At 70.5% G+C, this 15,385-nt stretch carries 10 protein-coding genes; 5 read left to right on the top strand and 5 right to left on the bottom strand.

What is annotated here, in order from left to right:
• Window positions 1–124: 124 nt before the first annotated feature.
• The 5 genes from ACZ7CF_RS22295 to ACZ7CF_RS22275 form a co-directional block, all read right to left on the bottom strand.
• Window positions 125–2,563, bottom strand: coding sequence for a glycoside hydrolase family 127 protein (locus ACZ7CF_RS22295; protein WP_470370458.1), 2,439 nt, complete (start codon window positions 2,561–2,563; stop codon window positions 125–127).
• A 245-nt stretch (window positions 2,564–2,808) separates the two neighbouring features.
• A complete protein-coding gene (locus ACZ7CF_RS22290; RefSeq protein WP_360389384.1) occupies window positions 2,809–4,548 on the bottom strand; it encodes a glycoside hydrolase family 6 protein in 1,740 nt (579 codons plus the stop codon).
• Window positions 4,549–4,570: 22 nt separating this feature from the next.
• Window positions 4,571–5,038: a hypothetical protein gene (locus tag ACZ7CF_RS22285; RefSeq protein ID WP_360389387.1), complete on the bottom strand. Its 468-nt coding sequence runs from the start codon at window positions 5,036–5,038 to the stop codon at window positions 4,571–4,573.
• Entirely contained in the window at window positions 5,023–6,288 is a 1,266-nt protein-coding gene (locus ACZ7CF_RS22280; protein ID WP_458431826.1) for a lytic polysaccharide monooxygenase, read from the bottom strand. The genes ACZ7CF_RS22285 and ACZ7CF_RS22280 overlap by 16 nt, the downstream gene beginning before the upstream one ends.
• 25 nt (window positions 6,289–6,313) lie before the next feature.
• The gene (locus tag ACZ7CF_RS22275; protein WP_360389393.1) at window positions 6,314–9,097 is read right to left on the bottom strand and encodes a glycoside hydrolase family 48 protein; all 2,784 of its coding nucleotides are present in this window, start codon (window positions 9,095–9,097) and stop codon (window positions 6,314–6,316) included.
• A gap of 742 nt (window positions 9,098–9,839) precedes the next feature.
• Here ACZ7CF_RS22275 and ACZ7CF_RS22270 point away from each other — a divergent pair.
• The 5 genes from ACZ7CF_RS22270 (at window position 9,840) to ACZ7CF_RS22250 (ending at window position 15,308) form a co-directional block, all read left to right on the top strand.
• Window positions 9,840–11,126, top strand: coding sequence for a cytochrome P450 (locus tag ACZ7CF_RS22270; RefSeq protein WP_470370457.1), 1,287 nt, complete (start codon window positions 9,840–9,842; stop codon window positions 11,124–11,126).
• 69 nt (window positions 11,127–11,195) lie between these two features.
• Window positions 11,196–12,839, top strand: coding sequence for an AMP-binding protein (locus tag ACZ7CF_RS22265; protein WP_470370456.1), 1,644 nt, complete (start codon window positions 11,196–11,198; stop codon window positions 12,837–12,839).
• 47 nt (window positions 12,840–12,886) lie between these two features.
• On the top strand, window positions 12,887–13,162 hold the full coding sequence (locus ACZ7CF_RS22260) for a hypothetical protein (protein ID WP_360389405.1): 276 nt from the start codon (window positions 12,887–12,889) through the stop codon (window positions 13,160–13,162).
• The gene (locus tag ACZ7CF_RS22255) at window positions 13,159–14,355 is read left to right on the top strand and encodes a cytochrome P450 family protein (RefSeq protein WP_360389408.1); all 1,197 of its coding nucleotides are present in this window, start codon (window positions 13,159–13,161) and stop codon (window positions 14,353–14,355) included. The genes ACZ7CF_RS22260 and ACZ7CF_RS22255 overlap by 4 nt, the downstream gene beginning before the upstream one ends.
• Window positions 14,352–15,308 (top strand): ketoacyl-ACP synthase III family protein, encoded by a 957-nt coding sequence (locus ACZ7CF_RS22250; protein ID WP_360389411.1) that lies wholly within the window; start codon window positions 14,352–14,354, stop codon window positions 15,306–15,308. Before ACZ7CF_RS22255 ends, ACZ7CF_RS22250 begins: the two co-directional genes overlap by 4 nt.
• The last annotated feature ends 77 nt before the right edge of the window (window positions 15,309–15,385 follow it).

Below are 15,385 nucleotides of genomic sequence, written 5' to 3'. Positions count from 1 at the left end.
CCATAGAGATCCGGTTCAGTCCGTTACAAGAGTGATGTTCGCGTTAACATTGGCCATTTCTAGTGGTCCAGACGAATTCCGTACCGTATGGAAAGTTTCCGATTGGGCACGCTCACAAACCCGGTCAAGGATCGGCGTAGAGGGCGGCGACCTCGCCGGGTGCCAGTGCGCGGCCGTAGACCCGCAGGTCCTCGACGGCCGCGTCGAGGTGGGCGTCGCCCGCGTGCTGCGACCGCCCGAGCCAGTTCTGGGTGGTGCTGCCGAGCACCGCCGGGCTCACCGGGAACTCCGCGTCGCGTGCGACCTCCGCGCCGTTCACGTACAGCACGGCGAGTCCACCGGCCTGCGTGACGACGAGGTGCGTCCACTCGTCCACCGCGACCGTTCCCCCGTCGAGGTGCCGTTCGGCACCCGCGCCACCGGTCGTGATCGCGTACCGCACCCCGCCCCGGGGTCCGTGCGGCGTGAGGAACAGGTAGGAGTTCACGCCGCTGCCGAAGTCGGCGAGCCGCGCTCCCGCGACCGCCGACCGCGGCCGCACCCACACGGCCAGGCTGAACTCCTGCGCTCCGGCGAGCAGGCCCGGTGGCAGCACCACGTGCGCGCCCGCACCGTCGAGCGACAGCGCGGCCCCGGTGCGCCCGGTGCTCCAGCCCGCGCCACCCGCCAGCGTCGCCCGCTCGCCACCGGTGGCGTCCGCGGCGGTCGAGCCGCGGCCCTCGCCGAACCGGAAGTGCGCGATGAACGGCGGTGGCGCCGGGGTGTCGCCCACCCGCCAGTAGACGGTGTAGCGCTGACCGTGCAGCCGGAAGAACGGCAGCAGCGTGACCGGGCCCGTGCTGGCCATCGCGGTGTAGCGCAACGGGTTCGCGGTGGGCCGCAGGGTCGCGGTGCGCAGCGTGGGCAGGTGGGCGAGGTCGTTCGTGCCGTACGCGCCCGCGAGCACGATCGGCCCCACCTCGACCGTCCGCACCCGCTTGTCGTCCGGTGCCCGCCGCAGGCGCAGGTGCATCGGCAGGGTCACCTCGACCACGTCCCCGCTGCGCCAGTCGCGGTCCACCCGCGCGTAGGTGCCGGGCGTGACGGGCTCCGCGTCGACGCCGTTGACGTGCAGCAGCGCGCCCCGCGCCCAGGACGGGATGCGCACGCGCAGCTCGAACCGGCCGGTACCGGTGACGGTGAGCCGGGTCGCTCCCTCGTCCGGGAAGGACGTCTCCTGCCGCACCACCACGCCCCTGGCCGCCCAGGTGAGCACGGACGGGATGAACAGGGTGACGTACAGCGTGCGGCCTGCGTGGAAGTAGATGCTGCCGCCGTGCCCGGTGTCGGTCTCCAGGCCGGTGCCGTGGCAGCAGGTGAAGTCGTCGTAGTCGCTGCTGTAGGTGCGGATGCCGCCCGCGCGCAACGGCGTGAAGGTGCTGTGGTGGCCGTGCCGGGAGGTGGGGTCCTGCGCGCCGAGCAGGTGGTTGTGGAGCGCCTTCTCGTAGAAGTCGAAGTACCCCGGCTGACCGGGGTCGGTGCGGAAGAGCTGCCGGGTCAGCTTGAGCATCGTGTGGGTGGTGCAGCTCTCGCAGGTGTGGTCGGACAGCTCGGTGGCGATCCGGTGCGGTGGCTTGAAGTGCCCGTCGTTGGACGTGCCGCCGATGGCGTAGGTGTGCGCGCCGGTCACGATACGCCAGAAGTTGACGGCGATGTCGCGGTAGCGGGTGGTGCCGGTGGCGTGGTAGGCCCTGATCGCCCCGAGCACCTTGGGGACCTGGGTGCCGGCGTGCAGGCCGTTGAGCTCGTCGGTGCCCAGTGCGAGCGGGTCGAACACCGCGGAGTGCTCGAAGAACCGCGCGGCGGCCAGGTGCGCCGGGTCGCCGGTGACCTGGTAGAGGTTCACCAGGACCTCGTTCATGCCGCCGAACTCGGTGCGCAGCACCTCCTGGCGGTGCGCCTCGGTCAGCCGGCCGGCCCGCCACCTCACCCAGGCCGCCATCCCGGTCAGCACCCGCAGCGCCCGTGCGCTGCCCATCAGCACGTGCACGTCGAGCAGTCCCGCCATGATCTTGTGCAGGGTGTAGTAGGGCGCCTGGACCGGCTCCCCCGCCTCGACCCTGCCGAAGAAGCCCTCCGGGAACGCCGCGAGGTACCCGGTGCTGTAACCGGCGGTCCTGGCCCGGTCCTGGCACAGCGCCAGCTGCTCGACCAGGTGGTCGGCCCCGGCGGTGAACGCGGGGTCGCTGGTGCTCGCGAACGCCTGCGCGAGAGCGGACAGCACGTGGCCGGTCGAGTGGCCGCGCAGCCCGCTGTCCTGCGCCTCCCAGCCGCGGCACGGGATGACGCCCGAGGGCAGCCCGACGTTGCGGCGGAACGTGTGCAGCAACCGGTCGGGGTCGAGGAACCTCAGGTAGGCGTGGGTGCGGGAGGTGTTGTCCAGGAACGGTCCCGGCAGCAGCGCCACCGCGCCGAGGGGGAACGCCTCCGCGGCCACGCCGAAGTCCTGGCGGGCCTGGCCGGTGCGCGGGTGCGTGACCGGCGTGCCGGCGGACAGCACGCCGTGGCGCGGGAGTTCTGGCATCGCGCATGACCTTTCGCAGGGGCCGGGCCATCCGCAGCGTGGTGCCGACCCGGGCCGGACACGAGGTCGGCCCGGGATCGGCTGCTGCCTTCGAACCACGTCGAACGCACGGGGTGCCGCCGCGCGCCGCCGCCGCGGGTGCGGGTGCGGCGGCGGCGGGGCTCCTGCGCGAGCGGAAGTCGCGCAGGAGCCGTTTCACAGCGGTACCGCGGTGGTGCCGGTGGTGCTGTGGTGCGGTGCTCCGGTCACAGCGCCGGGTAGGCGTTGCGCATGAGCTCCTGGAACTGCGCGGAGAACCACTTGCCCGACAGCGGGGCGTCCGGCAGCGCACCCGACAGGTTGTTGCCGTTGCGGATGTTGCCGGTGTAGGTCGGGTCGCACATCTTGTCCGCGCCCTTGCCCTCGTTGTTCGGGATCTCCTTGCTCGCACCGTCGGACTCACCCGGCGGCTTCACCCACACGTAGGCGTCGATGCCCGGCTCCGGCGCCGCCTTCGGGCGCTCACCGAGGCCGGCACCGGACTGGTTGCACCAGTTGCCGAGGTGGATGCGGCGGTCCAGCTTGCCGCCGTTGACGTAGGCGTCCACGGTCGTCTGCGGGCCGGGGCCCGTCGGACGGGCGCTGCCGCCCCAGCCGTTGCGGCTGGTGTCGATCAGCATGCCGACGTTCGCGTCGAAGCCCGCCTGCACGGCCCGGTTGCGGAACGCCTGCGCGTAGGACAGCTCGTCGACGTAGCGGTTCCAGTCCACCCACTTCGACTGGCGGACCGAGGTGCCGTTCACCGAGTCCTCGATCTTGAAGTACGGCTCCTTCAACGCACCGTAGTTCGCGGTGTTGGCGATGAAGCCCTGCACGTTCGCCTTCGTGCTGCCGGACGCGTTCGCCGCCTGGAACAGCAGCTCGGCCGTCGCGCCGAAGTTGTCGTCCCAGCCGATCCAGCCGTGGTGGCCGATGTCCAGGTAGTTGTAGACGTTCGGCACGGCACCCAGCTTCGCGAGCGCGTAGCCGACACCGGTGATGTAGTTTCCGTTGGCCTTCATCACGTCGCAGTTCGCCACCGCGGTGGGCCGCGGCGTCACGTTCGTGATCAGGTTCGGCAGCGAGTCGATCTCGACCGTGGTGACGATCCGCAGGTCCTTGTACGCGGGCCGGGCGAGGATCGCCGCGATCGGGTCGATGTACTCGGTCTTGTAGCGACCGATCTCGTCGGGCTTGAGCTCACCGTTCGACGCGAGCGCCGAGCAGTCGCGACCGGGCAGGTTGTAGATCACCAGCTGGATGACGAGTGGTGAGCCCGCCGCCTGGCGCACCGCCTCGTCCAGGTGTCCGACCAGTCCGCGCGAGTCCACGGTGCCGGTGATCGCCGCGATGCGGTCGAGCCACACGGCGGTGGGCTGGTTCGCGATCCGGCTGCCGCCCGGCTCCGCCGAGGCCTTGGCCGCCCAGTCCGGGTTGACGTACTGCTTCGCACCGACGTACGGGTTGTCGACCTTGCCGTTGCCCGGGTCGGGACCGGGGCCGTTCGACGTCGTCGTGGTCGTCGTCGTGGTGGTGGGCCCGACCTCACCGGTGCACTGCGTGCCGTTCAGCGTGAACGTCGCCGGGCTGGCGTCGTTGGCGCCCGCACCGCTGCCGTTGAAGCCGAGCTCGGTGGACGCGCCGGTGCCGAGGTTGCCGTTCCACGACAGGCTCGTCGCGGTCACGTCGGCACCCGACTGCGCCCAGGTCGCGTTCCACCCCTGTGCCACGCGCTGGTTGCCGGGGAGGGTGAACTTGAGCGTCCAGCCGCCCGACACGGCGTCACCGAGGTTGGTGATCTTCACCGAGGCGCCGAACCCACCGCCGCCCCAGCTGTTCGCCTTGTAGTCCACCCGGCAACCGGGTGCGGCGCCCGCGGGTGCGCTGAGCGCCACCCCGAACGTCGCCACGGCGGTGGCGACCACGACACCCGCCGCGGCCCACCGCCTTTGTCCGTTGAGCGTCATTGCTCCGGATCTCCTGTCTCTCTCAGTGGTGTTTGATCGGGACGAGCGAACACGCGGTGGGCGTGCACTCGAGTCTGTTGAGTCCCAGGTACTCCATGCCCTCCGAGCCGGTCAGCGCGAAGCCGTCGCCGAAGGCGAGGTCCGGGTCGCCCCGGACCTCGCCGTTCGCGAGCGCCGCTCGCCAGGCCTCTTCCAGCCCTGGCCGCAGGACCAGCAGCCCGAGCCGTTCGTACGGCTCCTTGCTGCAGGTCCCCCACTCCGCGATGAACGGCGCGTAGACCTTGGCGCGCACCGGACCCGCGAACTCCGCGAAGTCCGCCTCGCGCCGGACGGTCGTGCACTCGTCGGTCAGCCGGTTGAGCCAGGCGGCGATGCCGTCGACCCCCTTGCTGAGGTCAGGGGTGGGTTCGGCGCGCCCGACGAGGAGGGCGAACGCGACCGAACCCACCACCAGGAGGGCGAGCAGTGCCCTCGTCAGCGGACGGCGCACGCCGACCCGTTGAGGGTGAACGCCGTCGGGTCGACCGGCGTGGACGTCGTCGTCGCGTTGAAGCCGAACGACGCCGTTCCACCGGGTGCGATGTCCGCGTTGTAGTTCGCGCCCTTCGCCGTCGCCTTCCCGTTCGCGACCGTGACGGTGGCCGACCACGCCTGCTGCAGCTGCTGGCCGGACGGCACGTCCCACACCAGCTGCCAGGCGCTGATCGCGCTGGTGCCGCTGTTGGTCACCGTCACGTTCGCGGTGAAGCCGCCGTTCCAGGAGCTCGGCCGCGCGTACGCGACCGTGCAGGAGCCGGTGGGTCCGCCGCCACCCGTGGACGTCCTGACCGTGACGCTCGGCGACGCCGGCGAGGCGTTGCCCGCCGAGTCGGTCGCGACCACCGTGAACGAGTACTGCGTGTCCGCGCTCAGCCCGGTCACCGTCGCCGAGGTCGTCGACGTGGTGGCGACCACCTGGTCACCGCGGTAGACCCGGTAGCCGGTCACGCCGACGTCGTCCGTCGCCGCGCTCCAGTCCAGCTTCACCGAGCTGCTGGTGACACCCGACGCGACCGGCGTGCCGGGCGTCGACGGGGCGGTGGTGTCCGGCGTGCCGGTGCCACCGCCGAACTGGACGTCCGAGCAGCTGTAGAACGCCTCCGGGCTGTCCGAGCGCTGCCACAGCGAGTAGATGATGTGCCGGCCGGTCTTGTTGGGGAGCCGGGCCTGCCACGCGTACTCGCCGTTCGCGAGCGGCGGGTTCGTCACCTTGTCGAACGGCACGGACTCGAGGTCCGACCACTTGAGCGGCTTCGTCACGTCGAAGCCGTCCTTGGTGACGTACTGCTCCCAGGTGCCGGGGTGCGGTGCCCACGCGTTGTACCGGAACGTGACCGAGGCGTTCGCCTGCACCTGCGTCACCGGCCAGTCGGCGCGGGCGAGGTTGTAGGCGGCGAACTTCGTGGTGGGACCGCACAGGCTGCCGTCGGGCACGATCTCCCGGTGGCGGCCGCCCGCGTTGCTGATCAGGTTGCCGAACCAGTCCCACAGCGGCTGCTTGCCGCCCTGGGCCACCGCGGCCTGGCAGGCCGGGTTGGTGGGCTGCAGGTCACCGCCACCGCCGCCGGTACGGCCGTCCTCGTAGCAGAGGTAGGTGCGGCTGCCGGGCCAGACCATCGAGCCGTGCGCGACCGCGGTGCCGCCGGTCTGCACGAGCAGGGCACCGGTCGTGGCAGCAACGAGCGCAAGCGCCGTTGCCATGCGTTTTCTCATCTCGCTACTCCTCTCACCCGTAGAGCTCTGCGTGCAGCGAGAACGCCGTGGCGATCTCGGTCTGCGCCCAGAAGCGGTGGTAGGTGAACGTGGGTGCCGGGCCACCGTCCAGGTAGGCCTGGACCTTCGGCCACTGCGGGTCGTTGCGGAACATCGACCGCATCGACAGGAACGACGAACCCTGCTTGATGTCGTCGCCGTTCGGCATCTTCCCGGTCCAGCCCGGCGGCACGTACGGGCCCTCGAGCGTGCTGGTGTTGTAGACGTCGTCGAACCGGTTGTAGTCGGACCGGGTCTCCGGCGTCGCGATGCCGAGGCTGTCCTGGTGCGAGAGCAGCCCGGTCAGCAGTGCCTCACCCGTGGTCTTGGCCGCGGCGTCGCCCGACCTCGACGCGTAGTTCAGCAGCACCTTCGCGTACGACGCGGCCACGCCGACGTCCTGGTTGTGGTTCAGCACCCGCACCCGCAGGTTCGCGTTCGCACCGGGGTTGGTGGCGTTCCACGTGTCGGGCGCTCCCGACCACTCCAGGTCCGCGGGGATCTGGAAGTTCGTGCCGGTGGTCGTGTTCGCGATGGCCCACGGCACCCACTTGTCGAGGATCTTCTTGGCGCGCGCGTCACCGGTCAGCCGGTACAGCGCGGCCGTGCGCTCGATGCCCCACACCTGGAAGCCGAACCACCGGTTGCTCGGCGGGTCGCGCCACACCGGGTGGGCGTCGTAGTACATGCCGTAGAAGGTCGGCGTGCCCGCCGGGGGCGAGGCGTACTGGCCCTCCCAGCTGTTCGTCACACCGCCGGCAAGACCGCCGTCGGCCGACTGGAGCCACTGCAGCATCTCGAGCTGCCGGTCGAGCGAGGTCGCCCAGTCCTGCTGCCCGGTCGCGGACAGCGGCTTGAGCGCGGGCACGTTCGACAGCGCGTACGCGGCCAGCGGGTTCTGGTAGCCCTGGTGCGAGGCACCGTCACCGATGCGCCACGCCCAGCCGGCGGACGTGTCGGTCGCGCCACCCCACGCGTAGTACCAGGACATCAGGTAGTGCGCGCTGTTCTTGCCGGTCGCTCCGGGGCACGTCGTCGGGCTGGTGCAGTTGCCGATGCGCTTGAAGTACTTGTCGAACATGGCGTACCGCAGGTAGTCGCCCATCTTGGCCGACTTGCCGATCTCGCTCGCGATGTCACCGGCCTTGCCCTGCGCCGTGGCCCACTGCTGGGCGAGCAGCGCCACCTGCACCACGCGGGCGTCCGCGTCCGGTGCGTTGGTGTACTTCCACTGCTTGGCGTAGGAGGAGTCCTTGGTGAACAGGTCGAGGAACCCGTTGGGGCCACCGTGCTTGAACGTGTCGCACGAGGGCTGCGGGATCGTCTCCCACACCGACTCCGACGAGCCGCGCTGGTAGGTGTTGATGTACGCGGGCGCCGTCGTGCCGTCACCGCAGCGGCCGAAGCCGTAGGTGTTGTCGACGTCGATCAGCCAGTGCATGCCGTAGACGTCCGAGCTGCCGTACGCGGACTTCAGCTCGTTCGCGATCGGGTCGGTGCCCACCGGCGCGGTGCTGCTGAGCACCGACGGGTACTGGTCCATCCGCGGGTGCTCGGGCGCGTAGGTCGCCGGCTTCGACGGGTCGTACTTGTCGTTGGTCGGCTGGTCGGCCTTCGCGGGGATGATGTACTTCTCCATCGACGCGAACGCGGACTTGAACGGCGCCCAGTCACCGGTGACGCGGCCGTAGCTCGCCTCCAGCCACAGGTAGTAGCTGTAGGCCTCCGACGTCGTCTGGTGGCCGTGGTCGGGTGCCTCGACCATCAGCGTCTCGACCGAGTGGTACGGCACGAGCAGGTCGCCGAACTTGCGGAAGTAGCCGCTCGCCGGGTCCTTGATCTTGTTGTACTGGTCGAGGAACGCCTTGTTGAAGTCCGACGTGCTCGGGTCGAGCTCCTTGACCGTCACCGTCGCCGGGGTGTGCCCGCTCGCCGACGCGGTGAACGTCGCGGTCGCGAGGTCACCGCCGTTGGCCGCCGACGTCACCGTCACCTTCTGCTTCGCGGTGCCGGACAACGTGAACGTCGTCGGCGTGGCGGTCAGGTCCGCGCTGCCGCTGCGGGCGAGCGTGACCGTGACCGGTGAGGTGGGTGCCGTGGCGAGGGAGACGTCGAACGTGGCCGTCTGCCCCTGCTTCACCGAGACCGCGCTCGGTGAGGCCACCACCGCGGGTCCGGCCAGCACCTTGACGGCCACCGGCGTGGACGTCGTGGTGGCGCCGCGGTTGTCGGTCGCCCGCGCGGCGATGCTGTGGTCACCGGCCGCGACCCCGGACCAGGTGCCGGTGAACGGCGCGCTGGTGTCGGTCGCGATCAGCTGGTCGCCCGCGTAGAAGTCGACCTTGGCGACCGTGCCGTCGGAGTCCGCCGCGGTGGCCGCGAGCGGGATCGACGCGGGCACGGTGTAGCTGCTGCCGTTGGCCGGGGACGTCAGCGCCACGGACGGCGCCTGGTTCGGGCCGGTGCAGGACACCCCGTTCACCGCGAAGTCCGTCGGTGGCTGGTTGGTCGAGCCCTTGCTGCCGTTGAACCCGACCGAGGCGCTGCCGCCGGACGGGATCGTGCGGGCCCAGTCCGGGTTGGTCACGGTGACGACCGCGCCGCTCTGGGCGAAGGTCCCGTTCCAGCCCTGCTGGACGCGTTGCCCGTCGGGGAACGTCCAGGTGAGCTTCCAGCCGTTCAGCGCCTCACCGTCGTTGCGGATCGCCACGCTGGCGCCGAAGCCGTTGTTCCATTCATTGGTTACCGAATACGTCACGGTGCAAGCAACCGCGAGCGGTGCCGCCACGGCGGGTACCCCGCCCATGACCACCACCGCCGCAACTGTCAACGCCGTTGTTCGCCGAGTCATGCCGCCGCCCTCTCGACAACTGGGAGCGCTCCCAGAGTTCACGGCACTGTAACGCGGGCCACATCGACCAACTGGCCGCCGGTGCAGCGGCTGTTGAACCGGAAAGCCGTTGTCGTTGCGCCACTTGACACAGCACCGGTTCGTCCACCGGTTACTCTTACTGCTCTCTTCGAGTGGAATTCTGGGAGCGGTCCCAGATGAGAGCGGGGATGCCTGCTTCGCGGCAGGGACCCCTCTGGGCCCGTCAGCCACGCCCGGTTCTCGCACCGGCCGTGACCACGCTCTTGCCGCTGCTCGCGCCGTCGAGCGGGTACGAGCAGGGCAGCGTCTTCACCGAACCGCCCCGGTCGCCCGTTCCCGAAGTGGTCGTCGCGCGCGACCAGCGGGCTGCCCTCGCCGCGGTGGAACGGGTCCTGGATGTTCTCGAAGCAGTTGCCTGCGACGAGCACACCGGCCTCCGTGGTGGACGCGACGCCGTAGCCGGTCACACCGCCGCAACAGTTGTCGTGGACGTGCACCGGACCGGCTGCCGTGCAGCCGATGTTCCACCCTGCGGCACACGCCGTTGTCGCCTGAGGAGGAGCCGACCTACGGTTCGCCCGGAGTAGAGACTGTGCGAGCCCGACGCTCCTGCCGCGAGAGGCACACCATGTCCACCCCCAGTTGTCCTGCCCACTCCTCCAGCACCTCGGTCACGCCGGCGGAAACCTCGTTCCGGCCCCTCGACTCGGAGGACTACCGGCGCGCGGCAGCCCCTGCCGTCTTCGCCGAGCTGGCCGCGCGAGGTCCCATCCACCACGTCGTGCTCCCCGGTGAGGCTCCTGCCTGGCTCGTGACACGGCGGGCAGAGGCCGAGGCAGCGCTGCGCGACCCGAGGCTGACGAAGGACCCGCTGGAGGTCGCGCGCTACGGACAGGCCGTCGGCCGCCGACGCGTGCCGGAGGACTTCACCGCGGTGAGCGGACGGCAGTTGATGAACCTCGACGGAGCAGACCACGCGCGGATCCGGCGGGTGATCACCAGGTACCTCGTCGACAGCGCCGTCGCCCGCAAGCAGACCGTGCTGACCGAGACGGTCCGGCACCACGTCGACGCCCTCGCCGCCGAGGAGACCGCTGACCTCGTCGCGGACTTCGCCGTACCTCTCGTCAACGACGTCATCGGCCGGATCATCGGTGTCCCACCGGAACTGAACGAGATCATCATGACCGGAGGGGCGTTGTTGTTCGGCCCGGACGACCCGACCGCACCGGCGATGATCGACGCGTACCGGCAGGTCACCGCTGCCGCAGGCCGCGCTGTTGCGGAGGGTTCCACCGCGGAGGGCGCGGACGACCTCCTGGGAGGGCTCGCGTGCGCGGTGCGCGACGGGCTCGTGAGCAGGCGGGAGGCGGCGTCCAACCTGGCCATGGTGATGATCGCGGCGACCGGCGGTCCGGTGAAGATGCTGGCTCATTCCGCGGTCGCGCTGCACGACGACCCGCTCCTGCGCGACGCGATGCTCAGCGGCGACCCGATGGCGGTCGTCGAGGACCTGCTCTACCAGCAGCCTCCCATTCCGTTCACGAGCTGGCGGTTCGCCACGGAGACGATGGAGATCGCCGGGCAACAGGTGCGCGCGGGCGACGCCGTGATGGTCCTCATCGCCACGGCGAACAGCGAGCCCGCTCCACCGGCCTGCCCTTCCGGCGCTCCCGCGGCTCCAGGTGAACGTGCTCCGGCGGAGCGGCGGCCCGAGAGGAACCTCGCGTTCGGCGGCGGCCGGCACCGCTGCCCCGGCCAGTCGCTCGCACGACGGTTGGCCGCGACGGCACTGCCCGCCCTCTTCCGCGCGTTCCCCTCCGTCCAGTTGCAGGTCCCCGGCACCGAGCTGATCTGGCGAGGTGGTTTCGGGCCCCGGGGGCCAGGACGCGTCCCCGTCCGGTTGCGCAGCTGAACAGAACGCCGGGCGATGTCACCACCCGGACCACCACCCTTCGAACATCGCGCAGATCAGGAACCCCGCATGCCCAATGACGGCCGTGCCGCCGCGACCACCCTCGCCGAACTGATCGACCACCTCGACGACGAACACGGTGGCGTGCTCGTCCGGTTTCCCGTCACCGGTGAACAGCAGTGCCATGCGGACGTGCCCGCGCTGGCATGGGGCGTGGCCGATGAGCTCCTGCGGGCCGGTGTCGAGGAGGGCTCCGTCGTCGGAGTCCTGTCCGGCACCGAGCCGGGTTTTCTGCCTGCCGTGTTCGGTGTCTGGGCCGCCGGCGGAGCGATCACCGTGCTGCCGGTGCCACCGATGCCGACGCCTCCCGAGTCCGTCGCCGCCGCGCTCGGTCCCGTGGCGGGCCTGCTGACCCACGTCGTCGTCACGGACAGCCAGATCGGTGTGGCCGAACAACTCGCCGCGCGCCATCCGGAGTTGCGCGTGGTGCGGGTCAGCGACTGCGCGCCGAAGCCGAGGATCGCGTCTCCGGCGCGACCGGAGTCCGCCGCCGTCGTCCAGTTCACGTCGGGCAGCACCTCCCGGCCGAAGGGCGTCGTGCTGTCCCATTCGGCCGTGCTCGCCTGCTTCGCGTCGACGGCGTCCGCGAGCGGCGTCGCCGCGGGGGACATCTTCGTGTCGTGGGTACCTGTGTTCCACGACTTCGGTCTCATCACGATCCTCTTCGGACTGTGGTCGGGCTACGAGCTGCACCTGTTCTCGCCGTGGCACTTCATCCGCAGGCCGCGCAAGGTCATCGAACACATGAGTGCCGCTGGTGCCACTGCGTTCGGTGGTCCCAACTTCGCCTACGACCGCATCGCCACGGCCTACGACGACGGTCTGCTCGACGGGCTCGACCTGAGCAGGTGGCGACTGGCGCTCAACGGTGGCGAACCCGTGAAACCCGGCACGGTCGAGCGCTTCTCGGCCGCGCTGGGCCCCGCCGGGCTCGCCCCCGGCGTGTTGTTCCCCGTGTACGGCATGGCGGAGGCGACGTTGTCGGTGGCCTGCCCGGAGCCGGGTGCACCCGCTCGGGCGTTGTGGCTCGACCGCGCGTCGCTCGGAGATCGACGGGTCGCCGTTCGCGTGCCGGACGGTTCCTCGGACGGGATCGGACTCGTGTCGGTCGGCCGGCCCGTGCCCGGCATGGAGCTGAAGCTGCTCGCCGACGACGGAACGGAGGTCGCGGACGGCTCCGTGGGCGAGATCGTGCTGCGCGGGCCCTCGGTGATGACCGGGTACTGGGACGACCCCGTCGCGACCGCGACGGCGTTCCGCGACGGCTGGTTGCAGACCGGTGACCTGGGCGTGCGGATCGCCGGTGAGCTCTACGTGACCGGCAGGCGCAAGGACATGATCATCGTTGCGGGCCGCAACTTCTACGCCGAGGACGTCGAAGACGTCGCGCGCACACTGCTGCCACCGGAACTCGGTCGCTGTGTCGCGTTCGCCGACACCGACGAAGAACGCGTCGTCGTGGTGCTCGAGACGTCCGATCCGGCAGCCGGCGCCGAACTGGGCGACAAGGTTCGAGGACTTGTGTCAGCACGTCTGGACCTCGGCTCGGTCGACGTGTACGCGGTGCCGCGCAACACGTTGCCGCGCACGACCAGTGGCAAGTGGCAACGCAGGCTCACCTCGCGGTTGTTCCGCCAGCTGACCGGATCCTGACGGTCCGCTCAAGGCGGAACCAGTCTTTCCTGCGAAGGAGTTCAACCATGGCCGACACGGCTCGCACTGAAACCGACTACCTGGAGCTCGTCCGCAGCGCGTTGACGCACGCGCTGGAAGTCGAACGCGAGGACACCGACCTCGGTGAGGACGTCGAGCTCGTCGGGATGCCGAACATGAGCTCTCTCGCGATGCTGCGCGGTCTGATCCACGTCGAAGGTGTGCTGGGCTTCGAGCTGGCGGACGACCGACTGGTCACCGTGCGCACCATCGGCGAACTGGCAGCCGCGATCGCGGAGCAGGACGAGGAGTCCGCCCGATGACAGCGCGAGCTGTGCGTTGTCCGCTGCACACGAGCGACTACACCACCTCTCCTCATCCCGCGGTCTTCGACGAGCTCGCCGACAGCGGCCCCGTGCACCGCATCTCGCTCCCCGGCGAGGTGCCGGCGTGGTTGATCACCGAACGCGACCTCGCCGAACGGACCCTGCGCGACCCGCGGCTGGTGAAGGACCCGATGCGGGTGGCGCGGTACGGCCAGCCCGTCGGCTCCCGCCGCGTGCCGGACGACTTCGCCTCCGTGGGTGGTCGCACGATCATGAACCTCGACGGCGACGACCACGTGCGCATCCGGCGCGTCATCGGCAGGCGGCTGTCCGGTGCCGCGCTGACCACCGCACGGCCGATGGTCGAGACGCTGGTGCACCACCGGCTCGACACCATCGCCGGAGCCGGCACGGCGGAACTGGTCGAGGACTTCGCGGTCCCCCTGGTCACGGACGTGATCGGACAGCTCTTCGGGGTGCGCGAGGACTTCACCCGAGCCATCGTCACCCACGGCAGCAAGCTGTTCGGGCCGCAACACCCGGCAGATCCGGACATGCTGGCGGCTTATCCCCTGCTCGTCCAGGCGTTGAACGGGGCACTGGCCGAGGGCATGTCGAAAGAAGGCCGCGACGACCTGCTGGGAGATCTGCTCGCCGCCCAGCGGGATGGCAGGCTGCGCAAGCGGGAGACCATGTCGAACCTCGCGCTGCTGATGATCGCCGCCGCCGACCCGGTGATCGCGCTCATCTCCCGCGGCGTCGCACTGGTCCAGGCCGACAGCCACGCGCGTGCCGAACTGCTGCACGGCGACGCTGACGCCGTGGTCGAGTCACTGCTCCGCGAACAACCGCCCATCCCCTTCACCGGCTGGCGGTTCGCCACCGAGCCGATGGACCTCGACGGCCACTCCGTCGCACCAGGCGATGCGGTCCTGGTGCTGATCCCAGCCGCGAACCGCGCGGTGGACGCCGGGAACCGGCAGGGGCACCTCTCCTTCGGCGGCGGAGTGCACCGCTGTCCCGGCGGTCACCTCGCGCGCATCGAGGCGGTCGCGGCTCTGCGCGGGTTGTTCAGCCGGTTCCCCGATCTGCGGCTCGAGCTGCCGTTCGAGGAGTGGGTGTGGGTCGGTGGTATCGGTCCGCGGGTCCCTGAGCGCGTACCCGTCCTGCTGAACGGCGCAGCGCGGTGAGGGTCGCGGGAGCGATCACGATCGCGGGAACCGCCCTGTGGCTTCCCGACGAGGTCTACTCGGCGTCCGAAGCGCAGACGGCGGGCTCGGTGACGGCGGCGGATTCCGAAGGCGAGCTCATCGGCCGGCTCCCGGTGGCGGACATCGCACCACCCCGGATGGCCCGGCTCGCCGCACAACGCGCACTGGAGCACGCGGGGGTGACGGCAGCGGAAGTAGGGCTGCTGGTGCACGCCTGGGTGTTCGACCAGGGCCCGCAGACGTGGACTCCCCCGCATCGTGTCGCACGGGAGCTGGGCGCGCGGCGCTGCGCCGCGATCGGCATACGACAGATGTCCAACGGTGGTGCGGCCGCGATGCAGACCGCCATCGCCCATCTCCTCGCGGAGCCTCGCGCAGCCTCCGCACTCGTGACCACAGCGGACAACTTCAGCAGCCTGCCCTACGACAGGTGGCTTTCGGTGCCACCGCTCGGCGACGGTGCCACCGCCGTCGTGCTGACCAGAGGCCCCGGCCCGCAGGTGGTCGAATCCATCACGACAGCGGGCGATGCCGGGATGGAACTGCACTTCCCCACCTCCGATCCCTTCGAACCGGGTGCCGCCCGCACGGCCGGCTCACCCAGCAGGCAGGCGCTGCACGCGTTCGCCGCCCACGTGCGCGACGCCGCCGAGCAGGCGCTGGAGGACGCCGGGCTGGACTGGAACGACATCAGCTCCGTGCTGCTCCCCCGGCTCGGCAAGACGTTGGTGAGCCACCTGGCCCGCACCGGACTGCCCGCTGGTGTGGCCGATCGAGTCGTCCGGACGGGATACGCGACCGGGCACCTCGGTTCAGGCGACATGCTGGCCAACCTGGCCGAGCACCCGGGTCCGCAGAAGGACGAGCACCACCTGCACGTCAGCACCGGGGCAGGACTCACCACCACCTGCTTGATCACCCGTGGTCGCTGAGCATGGACGGACGGCACACGCCAGGTGTGGTGGGCAGGCCGGTGTGTCACCGGTTCCTCTTCTGAGCGCGGTCAGCG

The sequence above is a fragment of the Lentzea sp. NPDC036955 genome (assembly GCF_055608005.1).
This window is presented reverse-complemented; position numbering and strand designations above follow the sequence as displayed.

Coding starts and splice junctions, on each gene's coding strand:
- ACZ7CF_RS22295 (WP_470370458.1), bottom strand. CDS start 2,563: ATGCCAGAACTCCCGCGCCACGGCGTGCTGTCCGCCGGCACGCCGGTC.
- ACZ7CF_RS22290 (WP_360389384.1), bottom strand. CDS start 4,548: ATGACGCTCAACGGACAAAGGCGGTGGGCCGCGGCGGGTGTCGTGGTC.
- ACZ7CF_RS22280 (WP_458431826.1), bottom strand. CDS start 6,288: ATGGCAACGGCGCTTGCGCTCGTTGCTGCCACGACCGGTGCCCTGCTC.
- ACZ7CF_RS22270 (WP_470370457.1), top strand. CDS start 9,840: ATGTCCACCCCCAGTTGTCCTGCCCACTCCTCCAGCACCTCGGTCACG.
- ACZ7CF_RS22265 (WP_470370456.1), top strand. CDS start 11,196: ATGCCCAATGACGGCCGTGCCGCCGCGACCACCCTCGCCGAACTGATC.
- ACZ7CF_RS22260 (WP_360389405.1), top strand. CDS start 12,887: ATGGCCGACACGGCTCGCACTGAAACCGACTACCTGGAGCTCGTCCGC.
- ACZ7CF_RS22255 (WP_360389408.1), top strand. CDS start 13,159: ATGACAGCGCGAGCTGTGCGTTGTCCGCTGCACACGAGCGACTACACC.